General features: G+C 63.5%; 16 protein-coding genes and 2 pseudogenes. 9 read left to right on the forward strand and 9 right to left on the reverse strand.

Annotated elements, in window-relative coordinates:
- Window positions 1–242, reverse strand: a 242-nt coding sequence (tnpB, locus tag BFD71_RS25955; protein ID WP_069267191.1) for an IS66 family insertion sequence element accessory protein TnpB, incomplete at its 3' end; no start/stop codon positions are given.
- Window positions 239–700: an IS66-like element accessory protein TnpA gene (tnpA, locus tag BFD71_RS25960; protein WP_342948100.1), complete on the reverse strand. Its 462-nt coding sequence runs from the start codon at window positions 698–700 to the stop codon at window positions 239–241. The genes tnpB and tnpA, both read right to left, overlap by 4 nt.
- 453 nt (window positions 701–1,153) lie before the next feature.
- Here tnpA and BFD71_RS25965 point away from each other — a divergent pair.
- A pseudogene (locus BFD71_RS25965) lies at window positions 1,154–1,588 on the forward strand (isocitrate/isopropylmalate family dehydrogenase); the annotation flags it as partial.
- 115 nt (window positions 1,589–1,703) lie between these two features.
- On the opposite strand, the gene BFD71_RS25970 reads toward BFD71_RS25965, so the two are convergent.
- From BFD71_RS25970 to BFD71_RS25985, 4 genes are all read right to left on the reverse strand, one after another.
- Window positions 1,704–2,801 carry a PAS domain-containing protein gene (locus BFD71_RS25970; protein ID WP_069267192.1) on the reverse strand — a complete coding sequence of 366 codons (1,098 nt, stop codon included), beginning with the start codon at window positions 2,799–2,801 and terminating at the stop codon, window positions 1,704–1,706.
- Between the two features lie 222 nt (window positions 2,802–3,023).
- Entirely contained in the window at window positions 3,024–3,992 is a 969-nt protein-coding gene (locus BFD71_RS25975) for a PDR/VanB family oxidoreductase (protein WP_069267307.1), read from the reverse strand.
- An 80-nt stretch (window positions 3,993–4,072) separates the two neighbouring features.
- The gene (locus tag BFD71_RS25980; RefSeq protein WP_069267193.1) at window positions 4,073–5,533 is read right to left on the reverse strand and encodes an NAD-dependent succinate-semialdehyde dehydrogenase; all 1,461 of its coding nucleotides are present in this window, start codon (window positions 5,531–5,533) and stop codon (window positions 4,073–4,075) included.
- Between the two features lie 9 nt (window positions 5,534–5,542).
- Window positions 5,543–6,691, reverse strand: coding sequence for an aromatic ring-hydroxylating oxygenase subunit alpha (locus BFD71_RS25985; protein WP_069267194.1), 1,149 nt, complete (start codon window positions 6,689–6,691; stop codon window positions 5,543–5,545).
- Between the two features lie 400 nt (window positions 6,692–7,091).
- Between BFD71_RS25985 and BFD71_RS25990 the strand changes: the two genes are divergently transcribed.
- From BFD71_RS25990 to BFD71_RS26010, 6 genes and pseudogenes are all read left to right on the forward strand, one after another.
- The gene (locus BFD71_RS25990; RefSeq protein ID WP_069267195.1) at window positions 7,092–8,537 is read left to right on the forward strand and encodes a purine-cytosine permease family protein; all 1,446 of its coding nucleotides are present in this window, start codon (window positions 7,092–7,094) and stop codon (window positions 8,535–8,537) included.
- A gap of 33 nt (window positions 8,538–8,570) precedes the next feature.
- Complete coding sequence (locus tag BFD71_RS25995; protein WP_370684316.1) at window positions 8,571–9,713, forward strand: porin; 1,143 nt, start codon at window positions 8,571–8,573, stop codon at window positions 9,711–9,713.
- Window positions 9,713–9,850: pseudogene (locus tag BFD71_RS39415) on the forward strand (LysR family transcriptional regulator); the annotation flags it as partial. The gene BFD71_RS25995 and the pseudogene BFD71_RS39415, both read left to right, overlap by 1 nt.
- Before the next feature lie 54 nt (window positions 9,851–9,904).
- Complete coding sequence (locus BFD71_RS26000; protein ID WP_218108675.1) at window positions 9,905–11,140, forward strand: aromatic ring-hydroxylating oxygenase subunit alpha; 1,236 nt, start codon at window positions 9,905–9,907, stop codon at window positions 11,138–11,140.
- A 256-nt stretch (window positions 11,141–11,396) separates the two neighbouring features.
- Window positions 11,397–12,986: an amino acid permease gene (locus BFD71_RS26005; RefSeq protein WP_069267197.1), complete on the forward strand. Its 1,590-nt coding sequence runs from the start codon at window positions 11,397–11,399 to the stop codon at window positions 12,984–12,986.
- Between the two features lie 62 nt (window positions 12,987–13,048).
- Entirely contained in the window at window positions 13,049–14,317 is a 1,269-nt protein-coding gene (locus BFD71_RS26010) for an NAD(P)/FAD-dependent oxidoreductase (RefSeq protein WP_069267198.1), read from the forward strand.
- Window positions 14,318–14,468: 151 nt separating this feature from the next.
- Here the strand turns inward: BFD71_RS26010 and BFD71_RS39420 are convergent, their stop codons facing one another.
- The gene (locus tag BFD71_RS39420; RefSeq protein ID WP_083245492.1) at window positions 14,469–14,864 is read right to left on the reverse strand and encodes an alpha/beta hydrolase fold domain-containing protein; all 396 of its coding nucleotides are present in this window, start codon (window positions 14,862–14,864) and stop codon (window positions 14,469–14,471) included.
- On the opposite strand from BFD71_RS39420, the gene BFD71_RS26015 reads away from it, so the two are divergent.
- The gene (locus tag BFD71_RS26015) at window positions 14,833–16,251 is read left to right on the forward strand and encodes an MFS transporter (RefSeq protein WP_069267199.1); all 1,419 of its coding nucleotides are present in this window, start codon (window positions 14,833–14,835) and stop codon (window positions 16,249–16,251) included. The genes BFD71_RS39420 and BFD71_RS26015 overlap by 32 nt on opposite strands.
- Window positions 16,248–17,492, forward strand: a complete 1,245-nt coding sequence (locus tag BFD71_RS26020) for a metal-dependent hydrolase family protein (protein ID WP_069267200.1) — start codon at window positions 16,248–16,250, stop codon at window positions 17,490–17,492. The genes BFD71_RS26015 and BFD71_RS26020 overlap by 4 nt, the downstream gene beginning before the upstream one ends.
- Before the next feature lie 57 nt (window positions 17,493–17,549).
- Here BFD71_RS26020 and BFD71_RS26025 read toward each other — a convergent pair whose 3' ends face one another.
- A complete protein-coding gene (locus BFD71_RS26025) occupies window positions 17,550–19,289 on the reverse strand; it encodes a glycerol-3-phosphate dehydrogenase/oxidase (protein ID WP_069267201.1) in 1,740 nt (579 codons plus the stop codon).
- A 15-nt stretch (window positions 19,290–19,304) separates the two neighbouring features.
- Complete coding sequence (locus tag BFD71_RS26030) at window positions 19,305–20,822, reverse strand: FGGY-family carbohydrate kinase (protein ID WP_069267202.1); 1,518 nt, start codon at window positions 20,820–20,822, stop codon at window positions 19,305–19,307.
- Between the last annotated feature and the right edge of the window lie 114 nt (window positions 20,823–20,936).

Below are 20,936 nucleotides of genomic sequence, written 5' to 3' on the forward strand. Positions count from 1 at the left end.
GCTTGAGGCCATACGAAGCGCCCCTTCTCGAGTCGCTTCATCAGCAGGCACATGCCATCGCCGCTCCACCACAGCACCTTGAGCAGGTCGCCACGTTTGCCGCGAAACACGAAGACGTGTCCGCAGAATGGATCGCGTTCAAGCACCGTCTGCACCTTGGCGGCGAGACTGTTGAATCCGGCCCGCATGTCGGTCACGCCGGCAGCCAGCCACACACGCGTGCCGACAGGAAGACCAATCACGTCTCGGCCTCGGCAGCGGCACGCAACGTACGCAACACGACACGCAGCGTGGCTGCGTCGGGCGTGCCCTCGATACGCACGCGTGCGATGCCGACGCAAATCTCAATCACTCCCGCGACGACCGGATGTGCCTTGTTCTGCGACTGAACGGGCAATGCAGCGGCCGCGCTCTCAATCGTGCGTTCCTCGTGAGTCACTTCTACCGGCAACAGTGTCGGCGGCTCATACTGCCCAGCTTGATAGGCTCGGCGCCATTTGAACAACAGATTCGTATTGAGCCCGTGTTCCAGAGCGAGTCGTGCGACCGAGACACCCGGTTCACATGCCAGCTTTGCGAGTTCTCGCCGAAACCCAATGGGGTGGTTGGGGGTGCCTTTACGCGTCCGTCTTGCCGCTGTCGCTATCTCAGGTGACAAAGTAGTCTCCACCACTCGTTTGGTGGGGCCTACTTTGTCCACTTTGGCGCCATCGGTCTAGACGGTGCTCAAGCAACGCTTACCCTCGTGAACCGCCATCTTTTATATCGGCTCTCACGCCGTCGCGAGTTACAGGGGCGAACGCGGAGGGTCGACAGATGCAAACGCCTGGACCGACGCGAAGCGCAGGCGCTGCGCCTTCATCTCGCTGGCGTTGAGGATTGCGGGTTCACCGGCACCGGGCAGGCCGACAGATTCAGCGGAGGGCGGGGCGCGGGACCGCATCCGGCGATTTTTGAAATCGCGTAGTTTTATTGCTAAACAGACGCCTTGTGATAAGAATACTTATCCGAATAGCAATGAAGCACCACACCTTTCACCCAATTCTTCACACCCCGTGTTCAACGCCTCCACACGGCAGGTGCTAATTTCCGCCACGCTTGCAGCTATCGAGCGCGCACCCATTCTGGCGCGCCGCGCAACGGAGAACGCGACATGGGCAAGACATTCAAAATCGCCGCCATCGCCGGCGACGGTATCGACCAGGAAGTGATGCCCGAGGGCGTGCGCGTGGTCGAGGCGGCGGCCGTGAAGTTCGGCCTGAAGCTCGAAATTAGCCATTTCGACCGGGCAAGCTGCGACTACTTCCTTCAGCACGGCAAGATGATGCCCGACGACAGGTTCGCCACGCTCGAGGGTTTCGACGCGATCTATTTCGGCGCGGTCGGCTGGCCCGACAAGGTGCCCGATCACATTTCCCTGTGGGGTTCGCTACTGAAGTTCCGCCGCGAGTTCGACCAGTACGTGAACCTGCGCCCGGTGCGTCTGCTGCCCGGCGTGCCGTGCCCGCTCGCCAACCGCAAGCCCGGCGACATCGACTTTCTCGCACGACGCGATCATGCAGGCCATCGAGAAGGTGCTGGTGGAAGGCCCGCGCACGCCCGACATGGGCGGCACGGCGAACACCACGGAGATCGGCAGGGCAGTCGCCGCCGCGCTTTAAGCGCAAAGGCGTGGGATGGACACCCCGGTACTGCTCACGAACTCAGTGCGGCGCGGCCCCCGTTGCCGCGTTTTCTTCCGCGCCCGGCTGTGCAGCCGCGGAGGCGCCTGCCGCCATATCGGCTGGCTGCGCGGCGCGGCACAGTGCCGTGAGCCATACGTCCTCGCCATGCGGTGCCACGCGCGCGTAGCCTTGCTCCACCACCAGCCGCCACGTATCGTCGGGCAGCGCCGCCCGATACAGCACGCGATAGTCGCCGCGGTGCGCGAGCGCTTCGTTCACAGCCGCTTCGCGCGCCGCGCGGTCATCCGGGTGAATGTGTCGCGATAGCTCGACATAGTGGCGCGGCGCGTGCGCCGGATCGACGCCGAACAGGCGGCACCATTCGTCCGAAACGATCAGCTCGTCCTGCGCTCGCAGCCAGCGCCAGGCGCCGAAGCCCGCAATGCGCGCGGCGTCGTTGAGCAGTTGCAGCCGCCGTTGCTCTGCGGATTCCACTTCCTTGCGCGCGCTGATGTCAATGGTGGTGCCCACCACGCGCACCGGGCGCCCCGCGTCGTCCAGCAGCGTGGCGACGCGCGACTCGATCCAGCGGATCTGCCCGTCCGGCAAGATGATGCGGAAGTCCCAGACGCGCGGCGCCGTGCTCGCGACCAACTCTCTAAGCGTCTCGTCGTTCAGCCAGATCGAATCCTCGGGATGGAGGATTTCCCAGAATTCGGCGTTGCTGTGAATCTCGCGGCCATAAAGCTTCGCGCAGTTGCTCGAATAGATCAGCTCGTCGGTGACGAGATTCCATTCCCACGTCACGATGCCCGCCAGTTCCTGCGCCTGCTTCATGCGCGCCTCGTTCGACATGATCTCGGCGGTGTAGCGGCGGCGCAGATCGGTCATCGGCAGTTCGGTATTGCCCGCGATGCCGAGGTCTTTCACGGCATCGTCGCCGTAGCGCAGCCAGACCCAGTTCACGTCGAGAAACGCTGCGAGGCGGCGCAGGTTCGAATAGTCGATCTCGCCGCCGCGCGTCCACTTGTGCACGGCGGGGCGTGAAATGCCGACGGCGTCGGCGACTTGCTGCAGGCTCAGCTTCTTGTGCTCGAGCAGCACTTTCAGACGGAACGCGAACGTATCCTCGGACATCCATTTCCCTCTGTGACGAATCTCGCGCGGTCGAAAGAATCAAGCGCAAAAGGGCGGCATACACCCCAAGGCCGCCGATCGGGGCCGGGAGTATGCCGCCTCTGATGAATGGGGCGCGCGGCCCCGACGTTTCGTCTGCTCCGTAATTCCCGCTAGTTTAACGGATCGGCAAGCGGGCCGTTCCGGACGGACGTCTCACGGTGTCCCGCCTACGCAGCCGGCCTAGAGGTCGATCACGAGGCGCGGCGTGCGCGCTCGCGACACGCACAGCAAAATAGTCTTCTGCGCGGCTTTCTCGTCGTCGTCCAGATATTGGTCGCGGTGATCCGCCTCGCCTTCGAGGATGGGGACTTCGCAGGTGCCGCACACGCCTTCGCGGCACAGCGACTCCACCGTCACGCCCGCGCGCTCGATAGCCTTGAGGATGGTCTCGTCTTCGCCCACCTCGAGTTCGATGCCGGACTTCGCCAGTACGACCGTGAACGCCTTGCCGCCCGTGTCCGTCGCGGCGAACTGCTCCGAGTGCAACTGCGCCTTCGGCCAGCCCAACAGCGCGGCGTTCGCGTAGACCGCGTCGTTGAGGCCTTGCGGGCCGCAGACGTAGACATGCGCGTCGCCGGGCAGATTGTGGAAGAGCTTGAAGAGATCGAGCTTCTGACCTTCGCTGTCGATATAGCAGTGCACGTTCGCCGCGTGGGGGCCGGTCTTCAACTCGTCGACGAAGGCGCCGTGCTCGGGGCTGCGGTACGCGTAGTGCAGCTCCAGCTCGACATCCTCGGGGCGATGCTCGGCCAGTTGCGCGAGAAAGGGCGTAATGCCGATGCCTCCCGCGATGAACACATGCCGCTTGGGGCCGTGTGTGTTCGCGAGTTCGAACAGATTGGCGGGCGAGCCGATCGCGAGCCGCGTGCCTGCCTCGACCTTGTCGTGCATGAAGGCTGAGCCGCCGCGCGAAGCCTCTTCGCGGCGCACGGCGATCTGATACTGGCGCGTGTCGTGCGGCGAACTCAGGAGCGAATACGCATTGTGGTGCCACTGCTCGCCGTCCTGCATCGAGACGAGCACGTGGGCGCCGCCGCTGAATTCGGGCAGCGGGGCGCCATCGGGCAGCGCAAGCGTGAAGCGCTTGATGAGCGGAGTGAGTTGTTCGACGGCGACGACGTCGACAGTGATCGATTCGCGGGCGTTCATGTTGACTTCCTTGACTTCTGAATCCGGAAAAAGCAGCGGATGCGGCACGGTCCGCATCCGCTCGAAGCTGGGCGCCCGCCTTAGCGCGTGACACCCGCCATGCAGAGGTACTTGATCGACAGATAGTCTTCGATCCCGTACTTCGAGCCTTCGCGGCCGATGCCCGACTGCTTCACGCCGCCGAACGGCGCGACCTCGTTGGAGATCAGCCCCGTGTTGATACCGACGATGCCGTACTCCAGCTGCTCGGCCACGCGCCAGATGCGGCCGATGTCGCGGCTGTAGAAGTACGCGGCGAGGCCATAGATCGAATCGTTCGCGAGCTGCACGACTTCCGCGTCGCTCGAAAAGCGCACGATGGGGGCGACCGGCCCGAAGATTTCCTCGGCGAGCACGGCCATGCCGGGTTTCGCATCGGCGAGCACGGTGGGCGCGTAGAAGTTGCCGCCGCGTGCATGCGGCGCGCCGCCTGTGACTACGTGCGCGCCTTGCGCAACGGCGTCGCGCACGAGGCCGTCGACCTTGTCGCGTGCCGCTTCGGTAATGAGCGGGCCGATGTTCACGCCTTCGGCGAAACCGTCGTCGACCTTGAAGGCGCTCACGCGCTCGGCAAAGCGGCGGCAGAACTCGTCGTACAGGGCATCGTGCACGTAGAAGCGGTTCGCGCACACGCAGGTCTGGCCGGCGTTGCGGTACTTCGACAGCAGGGCGCCCTCGATGGCGGCGTCCAGATCCGCATCGTCGAACACGATGAACGGCGCGTTGCCGCCCAGCTCCAGCGAGACCTTCTTGACCGTGTCCGAGCACTGGCGCATCAGGAGGCGGCCCACTTCGGTCGAGCCCGTGAACGTGAGCTTCCTGACGAGCGGGCTCGACGTCATTTCGAGGCCGATCTCGCGCGACTTGCCCGTGACGATGTTGATCACGCCGGCCGGAATGCCGGCCTGTTCCGCCAGTGCCGCGAGTGCGAACGCGGAAAGCGGCGTCTCGTTGGCGGGCTTGATGACGATGGTGCAGCCGGCGGCCAGCGCCGGTGCGGCCTTGCGGGTGATCATTGCGGCCGGGAAATTCCACGGCGTGATGGCGGCGCACACGCCGATCGGCTCCTTCGTCACGACGAGGCGCTGGTCCGGGTTCGGGCTCGGGATCACGTCGCCGTCGATGCGCTTGCCCTGCTCAGCGAACCACTCGATGAACGAGGCCGCGTAGCCGATCTCGCCGCGTGCTTCCGCGAGCGGCTTGCCTTGCTCGCGCGTCATGATCTGGGCCAGCGCTTCCTGATTCGCCGTCACGAGCTCGAACCAGTTGCGCAACAGGCGCGCGCGCTCCTTCGCGGTGGTGGCGCGCCAGGCCGGGAAGGCACGGTGCGCGGCTTCGATGGCCGTGCGTGCTTCCGGCGCGCCCATGTTCGGCACGTTCGCGATGCGCTCGCCGGTGGAGGGGTTGTGGACCTCGAGCGTGGCGCCGTCGTCGGCGCCGCGCCACTGGCCGTCGATATAGGCCTGCTCGCGCAGCAGGCCGTGATGTTGAAGGTTCGTCATGCCGGCCTCTTAGTCCTGATACTGCTGCGCGAGCAGATTGTGGAAGTGCGCGATGCCGTGCTCGCTGATGCCGCTGCGCTGCTTGTCGACCATGATGCGGCCCTGGCCGCGATAGCCACGCGACTTCAAGCCTTTCTGCACGCTTTCCACGAGGCGCAGGTCTTCCGGGCGGAACACGGTGCGATACCACTCGATCAGCTTTTGCTGCTCTTCCGTCGGTTCGTCGTTCAGGAAGTAGATGTCGTAGTGCTGGAGCGTGACTTCGGCGCTCATCGGGAATTCATAGATGACCGTCATGAAGTCGCTGCCCGGCGGCACGTTGAACATCGTGCATGGCCACGCCCAGTAGCCGCTGAAGCTCGGGTCCTTCACGGACGGATCGAGCTTGAACGAGCGCTCCGACGATTGCGCATGACCGAATTGCACCGTCCAGTTGCCGTGCAGCGTGTGCGTGTACTGGTCGATCTTCACGGAGTCCGAGAAGCCGGGATGAGCCGGGCCGCAGTGGTAGCACTCCAGATAGTTATCGACGATCGACTTCCAGTTGGCCGGCGTTTCGGTCACGAAGCGGGCAGCCAGCTTGAGGTCGTCGATCACCGGGCAAGCCTTGCGCAGGCTGGCTTCGAGGCCCGGCAGCTGCGCTTCCACGCCTTGTGCGTCCGGGTTCAGGTTGATGAACACGAAGCCTGCGTATTCCTCCACGCGCACCGGCACGAGCGTGGAGTTCTCCTTGTCGAACGACTCCACGTGATCGCAGTTGTTGGCGTGCGCGAGCGCGCCGTCGAGCTTGAACGCCCAGGCGTGGTACGGGCAGGTGATGACGTTCTTCGCCTTACCGCTGCCTTCGAGCAGTTGGTGGCCACGGTGCGGGCAGACGTTATAGAAGGCGCGCAGGACGCTGTCCTTGCCGCGCACGAGCAGAATGTTTTCGCCCACCACCTCGCGCGTCACATAGGCGTTCGTCTCGGCCAGCTCGCTGCGGTGCGCGACGCAGATCCACGCGTTCTCGAAGATCTTCTGTTCTTCCGACTTGTAAACCGCCTCGGAGGTGTAGTAGCTCGCCGGGATGGTCCAGGCGAGTTCCGGGTTGGCGCAGAAGTCGGCCGGGAGTTTCGGCTGTTCGGGTGTCTTGTGGAATTCGATCGGGAGGTAGGTCATGGGGGTCCGCCGCACTGGGGTTGGTTAACTAGCAGTTACGATGAAACTATAAGTTAACGAAAATATAAGTGAAATTTCGGCGGCAGTGGAATCAGGGTTATCCCTTGACGTTGTCGGAGATGGCTCTTCCGTTGATGCGCGGGGCCTATTCTTGTTCTTGTAAATCAGTGTCCTTTGACGTTTGGCAAAGCAAATCGATTTCTCCCCGGGCGTCAATAGGAGGATGCGATAGTGCGACGAATCTCTCTACGGTGCGTAACATTGTTAACTGATGGTTTTAGCTTAACCGCAGGATAACCGCGCCGTGTCTGGAAACTGGAACCTCTGGTATCGGGGCCGGCGTGGAAAGCGCAGCCGCGTCATGCGGGGCCGCGCGAGCCACCCCACAACTGGAGGAGACATGTCCCAAGAGGCAATAGCCGAAGCGCTGGCCAACGAGCCGTCGCGCGCCAAATCCCGTATCGAATCACGCTCGATCGACTACGTGCCGCTCGCCGAACGCAAGGGCCGGGCGTGGCACCTGTGGCCGGTATGGTTCACGGGGGATGCCAATCTCGCGACCATCGCGGCCGGTGCGATCGGCATCAGCATGGGCGGCAACCTGCTGTGGAGTGCGATCGCCATCGTGCTCGGCAACGTGCTCGGCACTTTCTTCATGGCGTTCCATTCGAGCCAGGGCCCGCAACTCGGGCTGCCCCAGATGATCCAGTCGCGCCCGCAGTTCGGCTATAGGGGCGCGTTGCTCGTGTGGGTGGTCGCGCTCGTCACCTATATCGGCTACAACTCGTTCAACCAGCTGATGGCGGGGCAGACCGCGCATCATCTGCTGGGCACGGAACCGCATCTGAGCTACATCGTCTTCACCGTGATTGCGGTCGCGCTCGCGGTATTCGGCTACGACCTGATCCACAAGGCGCAGCGCTGGCTCGCGTTCGCGCTGCTCGCCGCGCTCACGATCTTCAGCATCGGCATGTGCGTGAAAGTGCCGTTCCCCGCGGGCCAGCTGAGCTTCGCCGGCTTCAAGACCACGCCGTTCCTCGTCCAGCTCTTCTCGGCGGCGGCTTATCAGCTTTCGTGGTCGATCTACGTTTCGGACTACTCGCGGTACTTGCCGCCCAATACCGGTGTGCGTGCCACCTTCTGGTGGACCTTCCTGGGCGCGTTCATCGGCGGCGTCTGGATGATGCTGGTGGGCACCGCCGCGGCGGCGCTCAACGCGCAGATCGAGATTTCCGATGCAGTCCAGCGCGCGGGAGACATGATCTTTCCGGGCTTCGGCACGGTCACGCTGCTGCTTTCGCTGCTGGGGCTGCTCGCCATTACCGGCCTGAACTTCTACGGCGCGTCGCTCACGCTGCTCAGCATCACCGACTCGTTCAAACCGCTCAAGTCGAACGCGACCAAGCGCGTGGTGAGCCTCATCGTGGTAGCCCTCACGGCGACATCGCTCGCGTTCGCGGCGTCGGACAACTTCATGGGCAAGTTCGGCGATTTCCTCGGCATTCTCGGCTACCTGTTCACGCCGTGGACCGCGATCAACCTGGTCGACTTCTTCATCGTGCGTCACTCGCATTACTCGGTGCGCGAGATCTTCAACCCGCGCGGCATTTACGGCCGCTGGAACTGGCGCGGCCTGACCGCCTACGCGGTGGGCTTCGTCGCGATGATCCCGTTCTTCAAGACGGAGCTTTACACCGGCCCGGTCGCCAATGCGCTTGGCGGCACCGACATCGCGATGCTCGTGGGCCTGCCCGTTGCCGCGCTGGTTTATCTGTGGACCTGCCGCTCGCTCGACATTGAAAAAGAACGCCAACTCGTGCGCGAAGCCGACCGCGGCCTGAACTGACTGCGCCACCACAACGACTACAACATGAAATCGATGAATACAATGTGGCTTGCCGCACTGCATGTGGCTGCGCTCGCGCTCGCCGCGCTTCCGATGGCAGCCCGTGCACAAAGCAGCGTCACGCTCTACGGCGTGCTCGACGCGGGCGTCACCTACGTGAGCAACGCCGGCGGTTCGTATCAGGTGAAGTTCGACGACGGTGTTTCGTATGGAAACCGCTGGGGCCTGCGCGGAACCGAGGATCTGGGCGGCGGCCTGAAGGCCGTCTTCAAGCTGGAGAGCGGCTTTCACATTGGCAACGGGCAGCTCACGAACGGAGGATCGCTTTTTGGCCGCCAGGCTTATGTAGGTCTGCAAAACAACTGGGGTACGCTCACGTTCGGCAACCAGATCGACATGACCCAGGAGTTCGTCTACCTGTACAACGCCTCGTCATGGGCGAGTGGCTACGCCATCAACCAGGGCGACTTCGACCGCATGAACGGCGACCATCTGCCGAACGCCGTGAAGTTCATGTCGAACACGTTCGGCGGATTCCAGTTCGGCGGCATGTACTCGTTCAGCAATACCCCGGGGGACTTCCATACGGGCAGCGCGTGGAGCGTGGGCGCGCAGTATCAGCACGGCGCGTTTTCGATGGGCACGGCCTATACGCAGTTGAACAACCCGTCGGGCATCTACGCGTTCGACCCGTACAACATGATCGGCGTGCGCACGTTCTTCGGCAGGCCGACCGTGAGCGTCGATCCCGCCACGGGCGCCGTCAGCTCGCTCTATGCCAACACGCCATTCCCCGTGGACAAGCAGGGCGCCTTCGGCGTCGGCGCGAGCTACGTAGTCGACAAGGTCACGCTGATGGGCGCGTTCACGTACACGCAGATCAAGGCGTTCGGCGAAAGCGAGCACATGCAGGTCGCCGAGGGCGGCGCGAACTGGCAGATCACGCCGGCGGCAAGTCTCGTGGGCGGCTATCAGTACACGCACTTCGACGGCCATCACTGGAACCAGCTCTCGGCGGCGATGCATTACCTGCTTTCGAAGAGCACGGACGTCTACATCTCGGGCGACTGGCTGAAGGCGTCGGAAGGCGTGGATGCGGTGATCGGCTACAGCTTCACGCCGTCTTCCACGACCACGCAGGCCGATGTGCGCATCGGCCTGCGCCATACGTTCTGATGAAGCCAGCTGCCAACCCGGAACTGGACGACCTGCGAGTCTTCTGCACGGTCGCCCGCAAGTCGAGCTTCAGTGCGGCCGCCGACGCGCTTTCCGCCTCGGCGGCATATGTGAGCAAGCGCGTCGGGATACTCGAAGCTGTGGGTGCAGGCGAACGTCTCGTGGAATCCGACTGAAAAGGAGTGTTTGGCGTGATCGATTTTACCCATGTTCGTTCGTTGCTCGAGGCGAGGCGCGAAGGCTACAGCCTCGCAGGAGACTTCTATACGGACCCTGCGATGCACGAACTGGACATCGAGGCGGTCTTCTCGAACGAATGGCTGTTTGCGTGCAACGTGGCAGAAATTCCGCGCGAAGGCGACTACATCACGCTCGATATCGGCAAGACCTCGGTGGTCGTGCTGCGCGGGAAGGGCGGGGACGTCGGCGCGTTCTTCAACACCTGCCGCCATCGCGGTTCGCTTCTGTGCACCGAGCCGGCGGGGCACGCGAAGCGGCTGGTCTGTCCGTATCATCAGTGGGTCTATGAGCTCGACGGCAGCTTGCTGAGCGCGCGCCAGATGCCCGCTGGTTTCGATCGCAGCGCGCATGGCCTGCGTCCGGTTCATGTCGAGGTCATCTGCGGGATGGTATATGTCTGTATCGCCGACACGCCACCCGATATCTCTCGCTTCAAGGCGGCGGTCACGCCGTATATCGCGCCGCACCGGCCGGATCGCACCAAGGTCGCCTTTTCCATGACGCTCGTGGAGGAGGCGAACTGGAAACTCGTCATCGAGAACAATCGGGAGTGCTATCACTGCGTAGGAAGTCACCCGGAACTGCTCGCCACGCTAATTGAATTCGCGCTGCCGGACGACCCGCGCGCGAACCGCGATTTCCAGCTCCTGATGCAGGAAAAGACGGCACTCTGGGATCATCTCGACTTGCCGCATGTGCCCGCGGATGGTGGAACGGAATTTCGCTGCATCCGATTGCCGTTCCATCGCGGCGCGGTGTCGTTCACCGCAGACGGGCGCCCTGCATGCAAGAAGCTGCTGGGCGGCCTGACCGAGCCCGATATCGGATCGGTGCGGATGTTCAGGGTTCCGAACAACTGGAACCACTTCCTCTCGGACCACATCATTCATTTTCGCGTGCTGCCCTTGTCGGCCACGCAGACTGCGCTCAAGACGACCTGGCTCGTGCACGAGGATGCCGTAGAAGGCGTGGACTACGACATAGAGACGCTCACAGCGGTATGGCGCGCGACGAACGAGCAGGACGCCACGCTGGTGATGCACAATCAGCGCGGCGTGAATTCGAAAGCGTATTCGCCGGGGCCTTATGCGCCTTCGGAGTTCATGCTGACCAACTTCACCAACTGGTACGCGCGGAAGCTGGCGGAGTACGTAAAAGGAGCGCGGTGGGCGATTTCGCAGGCTTGATGAAAAAAGTGCATCAATTAGTTCTTAAATATCGTTTGTCGTCTGCGTTTCCCAATCCCTATACTCGGTCCGGCGTCGCGTGTGTGCTGTACACCGCAGGCGCATTCCCGGCCGCTTCGTTTCAGGCGTGCGGCCACCCCAAAAAAATGAAGACGGCACGTACGTCGGTCGGTCCCGTGCGTGAACCCCGCAAGAGGGCAGCGGAAAGGCCAGACGTGCTTCGCCTCTGAAAGTCGACATGGAGACAGCGCACGTCATGCGTTCACAATCCGGTAAGAATACTGAGAATCCATCCAGCTCGAGCCCCCGGAAGCCCAAACTCCATCGCAGCCTGCAAGCGCGCCACCTGCGCATGATCGCCATTGGCGGCTCCATTGGCACGGGCCTGTTCGTGGCCACGGGCGCATCGATATCGCAGGCAGGACCCGGAGGCGCGATCCTTTCGTACATGGTGATCGGCCTGATGGTCTACTTCCTGATGACGAGCCTCGGCGAGATGGCGGCGTTCATGCCTGTTTCGGGCTCGTTCGCCGCGTACGGTGCAAAGTTCGTCGATGAAGGCTTCGGTTTCGCCATCGGCTGGAACTACTGGTATAGCTGGGCCGTGACGATCGCCGTCGAACTGGTCGCGGCGCAGCTCGTGATGGGCTACTGGTTCCCGCACGTGCCGGGCATCTGGTGGAGCGCGCTCTTCCTGGCTGTGGTTTTCTCGTTCAACGCGTTGTCGGTTCGCGGCTTCGGCGAGGCCGAGTACTGGTTCGCGTTGATCAAGGTGCTGACCGTGCTTGCGTTCATCGCGATCGGCCTCCTGATGATTTTCGGCATCCTGCATGGCGGCCCCAGCAACGGCTGGGAAAACTTCACGATCAAGGATGCGCCGTTTGCCGGCGGCTGGAGCGCGATGCTCGGCGTTGCCATGATTGCGGGCTTTTCGTTCCAGGGCACTGAGATGATCGGCGTGGCGGCGGGTGAAGCAGAAAATCCGGGCTCGACGATTCCGCGTGCAGTCAAACAGATCTTCTGGCGCATCCTGCTTTTCTACGTGCTCGCGATTTTCGTCATTGGCGTGCTCGTTCCCTACACGGATCCCAACCTGCTGAAGAGCGACGTGACCGATATCGGCGTGAGTCCATTTACGCTCGTCTTCCGGCGTGCGGGTCTTGCCTTCGCGGCCGGCGTGATGAATGCGGTCATCCTCTCCGCCGTGCTGTCCGCCGGCAATTCCGGCATGTACGCGTCGACCCGCATGCTGTACAACCTCGCCATGGAAGGCCGCGCGCCGCGGCTGTTCGCGAAGCTCTCGGCAGGCGGCGTGCCGCGCAACGCACTGTATGCGACGACTGCGGTCGGGGCACTGTGCTTCCTCTCGTCGCTCTATGGCGATAAGACGATGTACCTGTGGTTGCTGAACTTGTCGGGTATGGCGGGATTCATCACGTGGCTCGGCATTGCGGTCAGCCATTATCGATTCCGCAAGGGATTCCTGAAGCAGGGCTATCGTCTCGAGCAACTGCCGTATCGCGCGAAATGGTTCCCGTTCGGCCCGATTCTCGCCGCCGTGCTGTGTACCGTCGTCACGCTCGGCCAGAACTATCAGGCTTTCCTTGCCGATAAGATAGACTGGGTAGACGTGTCCGCGACCTATATCGGCCTGCCGCTCTTTCTCGTGGTCTGGTTGGGCTACTCGATCGTGCGCAAAAGCAGGCTGGTTCGCTACGAAGACATGGAGATCGCGCCGTGGATCGAACGCCAGATGGCGGCTTCGTCCGAGACTTCGTCGAGCGCCGGTTATCCTGGCAGCATCGCTATCCAGGCGAATCAGGTGAAGGCGGCTTCGGACGTTTGATCCAGTACTGCGGCGTCGACTTTCTCCTGTCTTCCTTTCGCACATCGAAATTCTGTAATCGCATGAAAAATTACTACGAATCCACCGTCTCTCGCCCGTCCTACCCGCAACTGAGCGGCAAGACAGATACGCAAATCTGCATTGTCGGCGGCGGCCTCGCCGGCCTGAATACCGCGCTCGGGCTAGTCGAGCGCGGCGTGCGCGACGTCGTCGTGCTCGATGCCGAGCGCGTGGGCTTTGGCGCATCGGGCCGTAACGGCGGCTTCGTGTTCGGCGGTTACAGCCTCGATAATGCCGATCTGCTGCGCACGCTCGGGCACAGCCAGGCGCGCTCCCTGTACCGGCTCACGGTCGACGCCGTGGACCTGATCCGCACGCGCATCGCGCGCTACGGCATCGATTGCGAGATCGTCGATCGTGGCGTCATGCTTGCGAACTGGTTCGATGATCCGTCGCGGCTCGACGCCACGCGCACGCTGATGAAGAGCGAATTTGGCGTCGACTGGGAGCCGGTGGCGAAGGACGCATTGCGCTCGCAGTTGAAGACCGCGCGTTATCACGGCGGCCTTTTCGAGCCCAACGCTTTTCATTTCCATCCGCTGAAGTACGTGCTCGGTGTGGCGAACGCCGCTGCGCAGGGCGGCGCCCGAATCTACGACCAATCGCCGGTGCGCGCGATCGAGCGGAACGGCGCGGGCTTCGTCGTGCGCACGCCACATGGCAGCGTGACGGCGAAGGATGTCGTGTTCGCCGGCGGCGGCTATGCGCGCGGCGTCGCACCGCGTATCGAGCGCGCGGTATTGCCGATCGCGACCTACGTGATCGCCACCGAGCCGCTCGGCGCGCGCCTGGCCGATGCGATCGACGCACCCTACGCGGTCTACGACACGCGCTTCGCGTTCGACTATTACCGGCCGCTGAAGGACACGCGCATTCTTTGGGGTGGCCGGATCTCGGTGCTCGACCGCGGCCCGGAAGCCATCGCGCGATTGCTCAAGCGCGACCTCGCACGCGTGTATCCGCAACTGGCGGATGTGAAGATCGAACACGCGTGGGGTGGCTTGATGAGCTACGCGCGGCACAAGATGCCGCAAATCGGTCGAGACGCCGACGGCGTCTGGCATGCCATCGCGTTCGGCGGCCACGGCATGGCGCCCACCACGGTTGCGGGCGAGACGCTTGCCGACGCCTTGGCGCTGGGCGTGCCGGTGCCCGAAGGCTTTTCCGCATTCAGCCTGACGCGCACCTTCGGCCTCGCGGGCCTCGCGGCCGCACAATTGACGTACAGTGCTTTCCAGGCGCGCGATGCGCTGGCTGGATACCGCCACTGAGTCCCGCATTCACTTCGCGCAACCCGATGCCTGCTGCGAGGCCGGGTTGCCTGCGCGGGTTACGTATTCGACGGCGTCAGTGAATACAGGAGCCGATGCGCCGATTCGTGAAGAAGAATGAGCGCCCGTTTTATTGGGCATCCTTCACGACTCAAGGCAGCATGCAGCCATGCAGCAATCCGCGCCCGAGATGAAACTGCGCGGCAACGCCTGCTGCATGCAACCGCTCGACGTAAAAATTGCCATCGTCACGCAAGGGATCGAATTCGGCCACGGCCACGAAAGCCGGCGGCATGCCGGCGAACGACCCGCCTGTATCAGGCTTTTGTCGAGGCGATAGCGCACTTCCTGGGCCCGCTGGAGCCGTACACTCAGCCGCTCCGCGCGCGGGGTGTGCCGCTGTGCTGGAATCCGCATGTTCGGTGCGGTTTGTTGTCAAGACGCGTCTATTTCGGCTCCCTATACTCGCCTGACATTGCCCGGCGCCACGCCACTCCCCCTTCTGGAGGCAAGCCATGTCGAAGATTCCAGCACGCATAGAACGCATGCCGTATTCGAGCTTTCATCGGCGATTGTTGTGGCTGGGAGGGCTGGGCTATGTGTTCGATGCGATGGATGCCGCCGTGCTGGCCTTCATGCTGCCGGTGCTGCGCACGCAGTGGCATCTGAGCAGCGTACAGACCGGCGTGCTCGGCAGCGGCACCTTCATCGGGTATTTCTTCGGCGCCGCGCTCGCCGGCATCCTCGGCGACGTGATCGGGCGGCGCACGGTCATGGTGTGGGCGCTGATCATCTACTGCATCGCTTCGCTCATTAGCGCCGGGGCGCAGGACTGGCCGTTCTTCATGGCGATGCGCATCGTAGCCGGCGTTGGCACCGGCGCGGAAAGCGCCATCGTGGCGCCGTTTCTCTCCGAGTTCGTGGCGCGCAAGTATCGCGGCACGTTCACCGGCAGTCTGGCGGCGTTCTTTTCGTTCGGCTTCGTCGCCGCCGCCGTACTCGGTTATCTGGTCATCCCGCTGGCACCCGATGCCTGGCGCGTCGTCTCGGTGATCACCGCGCTGCCGGTCGTCATGCTGCTGTGGTGGCGGCGTGCGCTGCCGGAGTCCCCGCGCTGGCTCGATACGCGCGGCAGAACCGCCGAAGCCGAGGCGATCGTCGACAAAATGGAAGCGGAGGTGCGCGCCAACGGCTTGCAGCTCGAACCGCTGCAACCGCACGAGCCAGCCGCGCCGGCGACCGCGGGGCGCGGCACGCCGCTCGGCAATCTCAAGGCGCTCTGGTCGCGCGAACTGGCGAGCATTACCGCGATGGCCTGGCTCATGTGGCTGTCGATCACGTTCAGCTACTACGCGTTCTTTACGTGGATTCCCGGTTTGCTGGTGCAAAGCGGCATGACCATCACGCGCAGCTTTTCGTATTCGCTCGTCATGTACCTCGCGCAAATCCCCGGTTATTTTTCGGGTGCGTGGCTCAATGAAAAGATCGGCCGCCAGGCCACCATCGCGAGCTACATGGCCCTGGGCGGCCTCTCCGCGCTGGGACTCGCGCTCACGCACGGCAATGCCGAAATCCTGACTGCGGGCTTCCTGCTGTCGTTCTTCATGAACGGCACGTATGCCGGTGTCTACGCTTTCACGCCCGAAGTGTTCCCGACCGACGTTCGTGCGACCGGCATGGGCGTCGCTTCGGCAATCGGGCGCCTGGGCGCGATCGCCGCGCCGATCCTCGTTGGCTATCTCTACCCGCGCCTGGGCTTTGGCGGGGTTTTTGGCGCCACGACGCTGGTGCTGATCATCGGCGCGCTCGCCGTTCTGATCATGGGCGTACCCACGCGCGGCCGCTCGCTCGAAGAAATTGCCGCCATGCGCATGAAGCGCTCGGAGTCGGCGCATGACACGCTCGCGCGAGGCAACCAAAGGAGGAACGTATGAACCGCATCCTGTTCAAGAACGGTGCTTTGCTCGATCCGCTGCAAGGCGCTTTGCAGCCGGGCCACAATCTGCTGGTGGAAGGCGACACGATCAAGGCAATGTCGACACAGCCGATTGACGTGCACGACGCGCAGATCATCGATCTCGCAGGAAAGACCATCATGCCGGGCCTGATCGACCTGCATGCGCATATGGTCGCGACGCAGTTCGACTTGCCGGCCCAGGCGAGGATGCCCAACGTATTCGTCACCCTCAAGGCGGTTCCGATCATGCGCGGCATCTTGCGGCGCGGATTCACGACCGTGCGCGATGCGGGGGGCGCCGGCTTCGCGCTGAAGCAATCGATCGAAATGGGCCTCGCTCAGGGGCCGCGCCTGTTCGTTGCCGGGCGCGCGCTCAGCCAGACCGGCGGCCACGGCGACGTGCGCGCGCGCTCGGACTTCATCGTCGGCGACGCGCCGTGCAACTGCTGCGTGCGCGTCGGGGCCTTGAGCCGCGTGGTCGATGGCGTCGACGCGTTGCGCCGGGCCGTGCGGGAAGAACTGCAGATGGGCGCCGACCAGATCAAGATCATGGCCTCGGGCGGGGTCGCGTCGCCGACCGATCCGGTCGGCGCGCTCGGTTACTCGGAGGACGAGATCCGCGCGGTCGTCGCCGAAGCCCACGCGCGCGGCACTTACGTGATGGCGCATGCCTATACGCCCGAATCGATGCAGCGTGCGGTGCGCTGCGGTGTACGCACCATCGAGCACGGCAATCTGATCGACGCACCGACCGCCGCGCTGATGGCCGAGCACGGCGCGTACGCGGTGCCCACGCTGGTGGCCTACGAAGCGTTGCATCTGGAAGGGGAGCGCTACGGCTTGCCCCCCGAGAGCGCGGCCAAGATCGACATCGTGCGCGAGGCCGGCTTGCAGTCACTGGAAATATTCAAACGCGCCGGGGTCAAGATGGGCTTTGGCACCGATCTGCTCGGCCCATCGCATCGCATGCAAAGCGACGAGTTCACGATTCGCGCGCAAGTCCTGACGCCTGGGGAGATCATCAGCAGCGCCACCACCATCGGCGCCGAAATCCTCGGCATGACGGGCAAGCTGGGACGCCTGGCACCGGGCGCCTATGCCGACGTGCTGGTGGTCGATGGCGATCCGCTGCGCGACCTGAGCTGCCTCGGCGGCCAGGGCGATCACATTCCGCTGGTGATGAAGGGCGGACACGTCGAGTTCAACGAATTGCGTTGAAGCGGTCAAGGCATGCTAGCCGAATTGGCAGACAGGCTGGCACTTGTGCGGACATCACTAGTGAATATTCCGGGTTGCAATCTCGCCGCTGGAAAGCACAACTCCATGCCGCTCACACGCAGTTTCACGCGTCGCATCAATTTCCTGCAGCGTGCGTGCCGAATCCCATCCTAGCGCCTGTGCTGCAATCGCGGAGACTTCCAGCAACAATGCGTTCGTCAGATGCCCTGAGATCGCAATGGTCGTGCGGCGGAACACCAGATCCGCGAGATGCGTCACCATATCTTGCTCGCAAAGGTATCGGATTTCATGGGTCGTATACGCCGCCTCGCCCGTGAGCGAATGATCCGCGCGTCCGTCCTGCGCATGCGCGCAGTACGCGGCGACCGCCGCAGCCGCTGTGCCATAGCGGGCGAAAAGCGTCTCGGCCCGTGCGGCCGGAAGAGTGTGGCGTTGTGCGAGCGCGCCGATCCACGCGTCCCGTTTGCCTGCATCGTGCGGATAATCACGGCCGCCGCCGATCGGCTCGTGGCGCGTGCTGATCCTGCGTGAGCGTTCGAGGCGTCCGAGCACATCGTCGGCGACGGATTCCGCAAATCCGCGAAAGGTCGTCCATTTGCCGCCCACCAGCGACAGCACCGAGATCTGCGTACCCGGCAGGTGATCGACGTGCACCACATGATCGCGGCTCACATCGCCCGGATTCGCAGCGTCTGAATAAGGCAGTGGCCGCACGCCGCTATAGCGGAAGGCGATATCCGATTGCTTGAGATCCACACGGGGAAAGACTTCGCGCAAGACGCCGAGCATATAGGCGACCTCGTCGTCCTCGCAGCGCACGCCGTCCGGATCGTCGACCCGGATATCGGTCGAGCCGATGAGCAGCTTGTCCATAAACGGATAGATGAGCGAGATGCGACCGTCCTTCGAGCCGTAGTACACCATGCGGCCGCGCAGTTGCGCATGGAGCTCGGGATGGTCGACGATCAAATGCGACCCCTTCGCTCCGCCGATATATTTCCGCTCGATCCCGAGCGCAGCATTGACGCTGTCGATCCACGCGCCGCCCGCATTGACGACGATCGCGGGCTCCGTGGCAATGCGTTCTTGCGTCACGAGATCACGCAGCCATACGACGCCGCTCTCCACGTGATCGACACTCACGTAATTGGCTGCGGCAGCGTGCTCGCAGGCAGCGAGACCATCGGCGACGAGTTCGAAGTTCAGCCGTTCGGCTTGCGTCACTTTGGCGTCGTAATACGTGGCAGTCGCCTTGATCGCAGGATCGAGCAGCGGCAGGCTCTGCAGCGACTGCTTTCTGAGCGCGAAACGGTGCCGCGGCATCGTGCGGTCATGCCGGCCGAGAAAGTCGTACATCGCCAGACCGATCTTCGAGATGACCGCGCCCCGATCGGCGAGCTTTGCCTTCATGCCGAAGAAGCGGCGCGCGGACGCGATCATGCCGCCGAAGTACGAGTGAATCGGCAATACGGTTTCGAGCGGCCGCACAAAGTGCGGCGCGTTTTTCAGCAGCAGGTTGCGCTCCAGCGTGGATTCGGCCACGAGGCGAAACTCGCCGGTTTCGAGGTACTTCACGCCGCCATGGATGAGCCGCGACGGCGCGCTGCTCGCCCCCGAAGCGAAATCCGTCTTGTCGATCAGCAGGCAGTCGACGCCTTGCAATGAGAGGTCGCGAAAGAGGCCCGCGCCGTTGATGCCGCCACCGACAATCAACACGCTGACCTTCGGCCGCTGCCTCACGCGGTCGAGAAAGAATTTGCGGTTTCGTTCTGTCATCGTTGCGCTCCCCTTTCAGTGCGCGATGGCCGCATGATCGAGCGCGGGCCACAAAGGCTGCATGGCTGCCGTTAGCCGCGACCAGAGCGCATACGCCTCGTCGAGTTGGCCATGTCGTTGGGTGTCCGGAACGTACGTGTGCGCGACCCGGCACGCGCGCGCGGTCGCTTCGGAAAGCGAGGCGAAAACGCCCACGCTGACACCGGCGCAGAGCGCAGCGCCAAGCGCGCTGGCCTCCCGACTCTCGGGAATATCGATCGCGACGCCGAGGACATCGGCGAATAGCTGGGCAAGCAGGGGACTCGACGAGCCTCCGCCAGTCAGCCCGGCCCGACGCGCAGGAAACGCGCTCGTCAATGCTTCGACGTGCCAACGGTGATTGAACACCATGCCTTCGAGCACGGCCCGCGCCAGATGCGCGCGACGATGCCACGAGCGTATGCCGAAGAACGACGCACTCGCCGGTTGCTCGAACGGCGAGCCGAACAGGAACGGATGAAACATGACCGAACTCGGCTCCGCGAAGGCCGCTTGCACTTCGTCGCCGATCAGGTCGAACAGCGAGCAGCCGCGCCGCGCGGCTTCCTGCGTTTCGTGCTGAAAGAGTTCGCGCAACGCCCAGTCGATGTTGCTCGATGAAGCAGGCGAGATGGACATGTTCAACCACTGGCCGGGGCGCGTGCCATTGCGGCATGACCAGCGCGGATCCCGTTGCGGTCGATCGGAGAGGATTTCGTTGATGCTGAACGTGCCCGCCGTAATCGAAACAACACCCGGCTCGATGTTGCCCATGCCGAGCGCGCTCGACGTGACATCGTGCAGCCCGCAGGCAACCGGCGTGCCTTCCTTCAGCCCGGTCTGCGCGGCGGCCCGCGCGGTGACCCGGCCGGCGGGCGCTGCCGAAGCGATGATCTGCGGCCGCGCATGACCGATCGACGTCAGGCCGTAGAGCGCCAGGACTTCGTCGCTGTAAGTCTGCGTATCGACATCGGTGAAGGACGAACTCGCTTCGGTCGGATCGGTGGCCGGCACGCCGGTCAGGCACAGACGCAGCCAGTCCTTGCAAAAGAGCACGTGGCCGATCTTCGCAAAGCGCTCTTGCTCGTTGAACTGGATCCACTTCAGCAGGCTCACCGCGGCGTAGGGATAGGGCTGCTGTCCCGTCAGCGTCAGCGCTTTTTCGAGCACGCCTGCCTCACGCCAGCGCTCGGTTACCTCGAATGCGCGACTGTCGAGCGACAGTACACCCGGTCCGAGCGGCGCGCCGGCGCTGTCGACGAGATAGAGCCCGTCGCCGTGCCCGGTCACGCCCACGGCCGCAATCGAGTCCGGCGGAATCTCGTGCAACGCATCGCGGATGGCGCCGCAGGCCGCTGCCCAAACCTCTTGCATGTCCCGTTCGACGTGTCGCGCGCGCGGTTGGCGCTGCTCGACCCGCCGGCTTCCCACCGCGACGGTGCGTCCGGATGTGTCAAAGACGACGGCCTTGGTGGCGGTCGAACCGCTGTCGACGCCGAGTAAATAGCGCTCCATCGTGTCTCCATGCTGTTTTTTGATGCGTTGCAACAGCTTCCTTTCGGCCCATCGAGCAGGCGAAGACCACCCAGGGTTATCGCGGATGGCAGCCGGGGAAAGGAATGCTTACCT

Origin of the sequence: Paraburkholderia nodosa (assembly GCF_001718195.1) — a bacterium.
Classification (GTDB): domain Bacteria; phylum Pseudomonadota; class Gammaproteobacteria; order Burkholderiales; family Burkholderiaceae; genus Paraburkholderia; species Paraburkholderia nodosa_A.

Coding starts and splice junctions, on each gene's coding strand:
- BFD71_RS25985 (WP_069267194.1), bottom strand. CDS start 6,691: ATGACCTACCTCCCGATCGAATTCCACAAGACACCCGAACAGCCGAAA.
- BFD71_RS26020 (WP_069267200.1), top strand. CDS start 16,248: ATGAACCGCATCCTGTTCAAGAACGGTGCTTTGCTCGATCCGCTGCAA.
- BFD71_RS25990 (WP_069267195.1), top strand. CDS start 7,092: ATGTCCCAAGAGGCAATAGCCGAAGCGCTGGCCAACGAGCCGTCGCGC.
- BFD71_RS26015 (WP_069267199.1), top strand. CDS start 14,833: ATGTCGAAGATTCCAGCACGCATAGAACGCATGCCGTATTCGAGCTTT.
- BFD71_RS26030 (WP_069267202.1), bottom strand. CDS start 20,822: ATGGAGCGCTATTTACTCGGCGTCGACAGCGGTTCGACCGCCACCAAG.
- BFD71_RS26025 (WP_069267201.1), bottom strand. CDS start 19,289: ATGACAGAACGAAACCGCAAATTCTTTCTCGACCGCGTGAGGCAGCGG.
- BFD71_RS25975 (WP_069267307.1), bottom strand. CDS start 3,992: ATGAACGCCCGCGAATCGATCACTGTCGACGTCGTCGCCGTCGAACAA.
- BFD71_RS39420 (WP_083245492.1), bottom strand. CDS start 14,864: ATGCGTTCTATGCGTGCTGGAATCTTCGACATGGCTTGCCTCCAGAAG.
- BFD71_RS26005 (WP_069267197.1), top strand. CDS start 11,397: ATGCGTTCACAATCCGGTAAGAATACTGAGAATCCATCCAGCTCGAGC.
- BFD71_RS25970 (WP_069267192.1), bottom strand. CDS start 2,801: ATGTCCGAGGATACGTTCGCGTTCCGTCTGAAAGTGCTGCTCGAGCAC.
- BFD71_RS25995 (WP_370684316.1), top strand. CDS start 8,571: ATGAATACAATGTGGCTTGCCGCACTGCATGTGGCTGCGCTCGCGCTC.
- BFD71_RS26010 (WP_069267198.1), top strand. CDS start 13,049: ATGAAAAATTACTACGAATCCACCGTCTCTCGCCCGTCCTACCCGCAA.
- BFD71_RS25980 (WP_069267193.1), bottom strand. CDS start 5,533: ATGACGAACCTTCAACATCACGGCCTGCTGCGCGAGCAGGCCTATATC.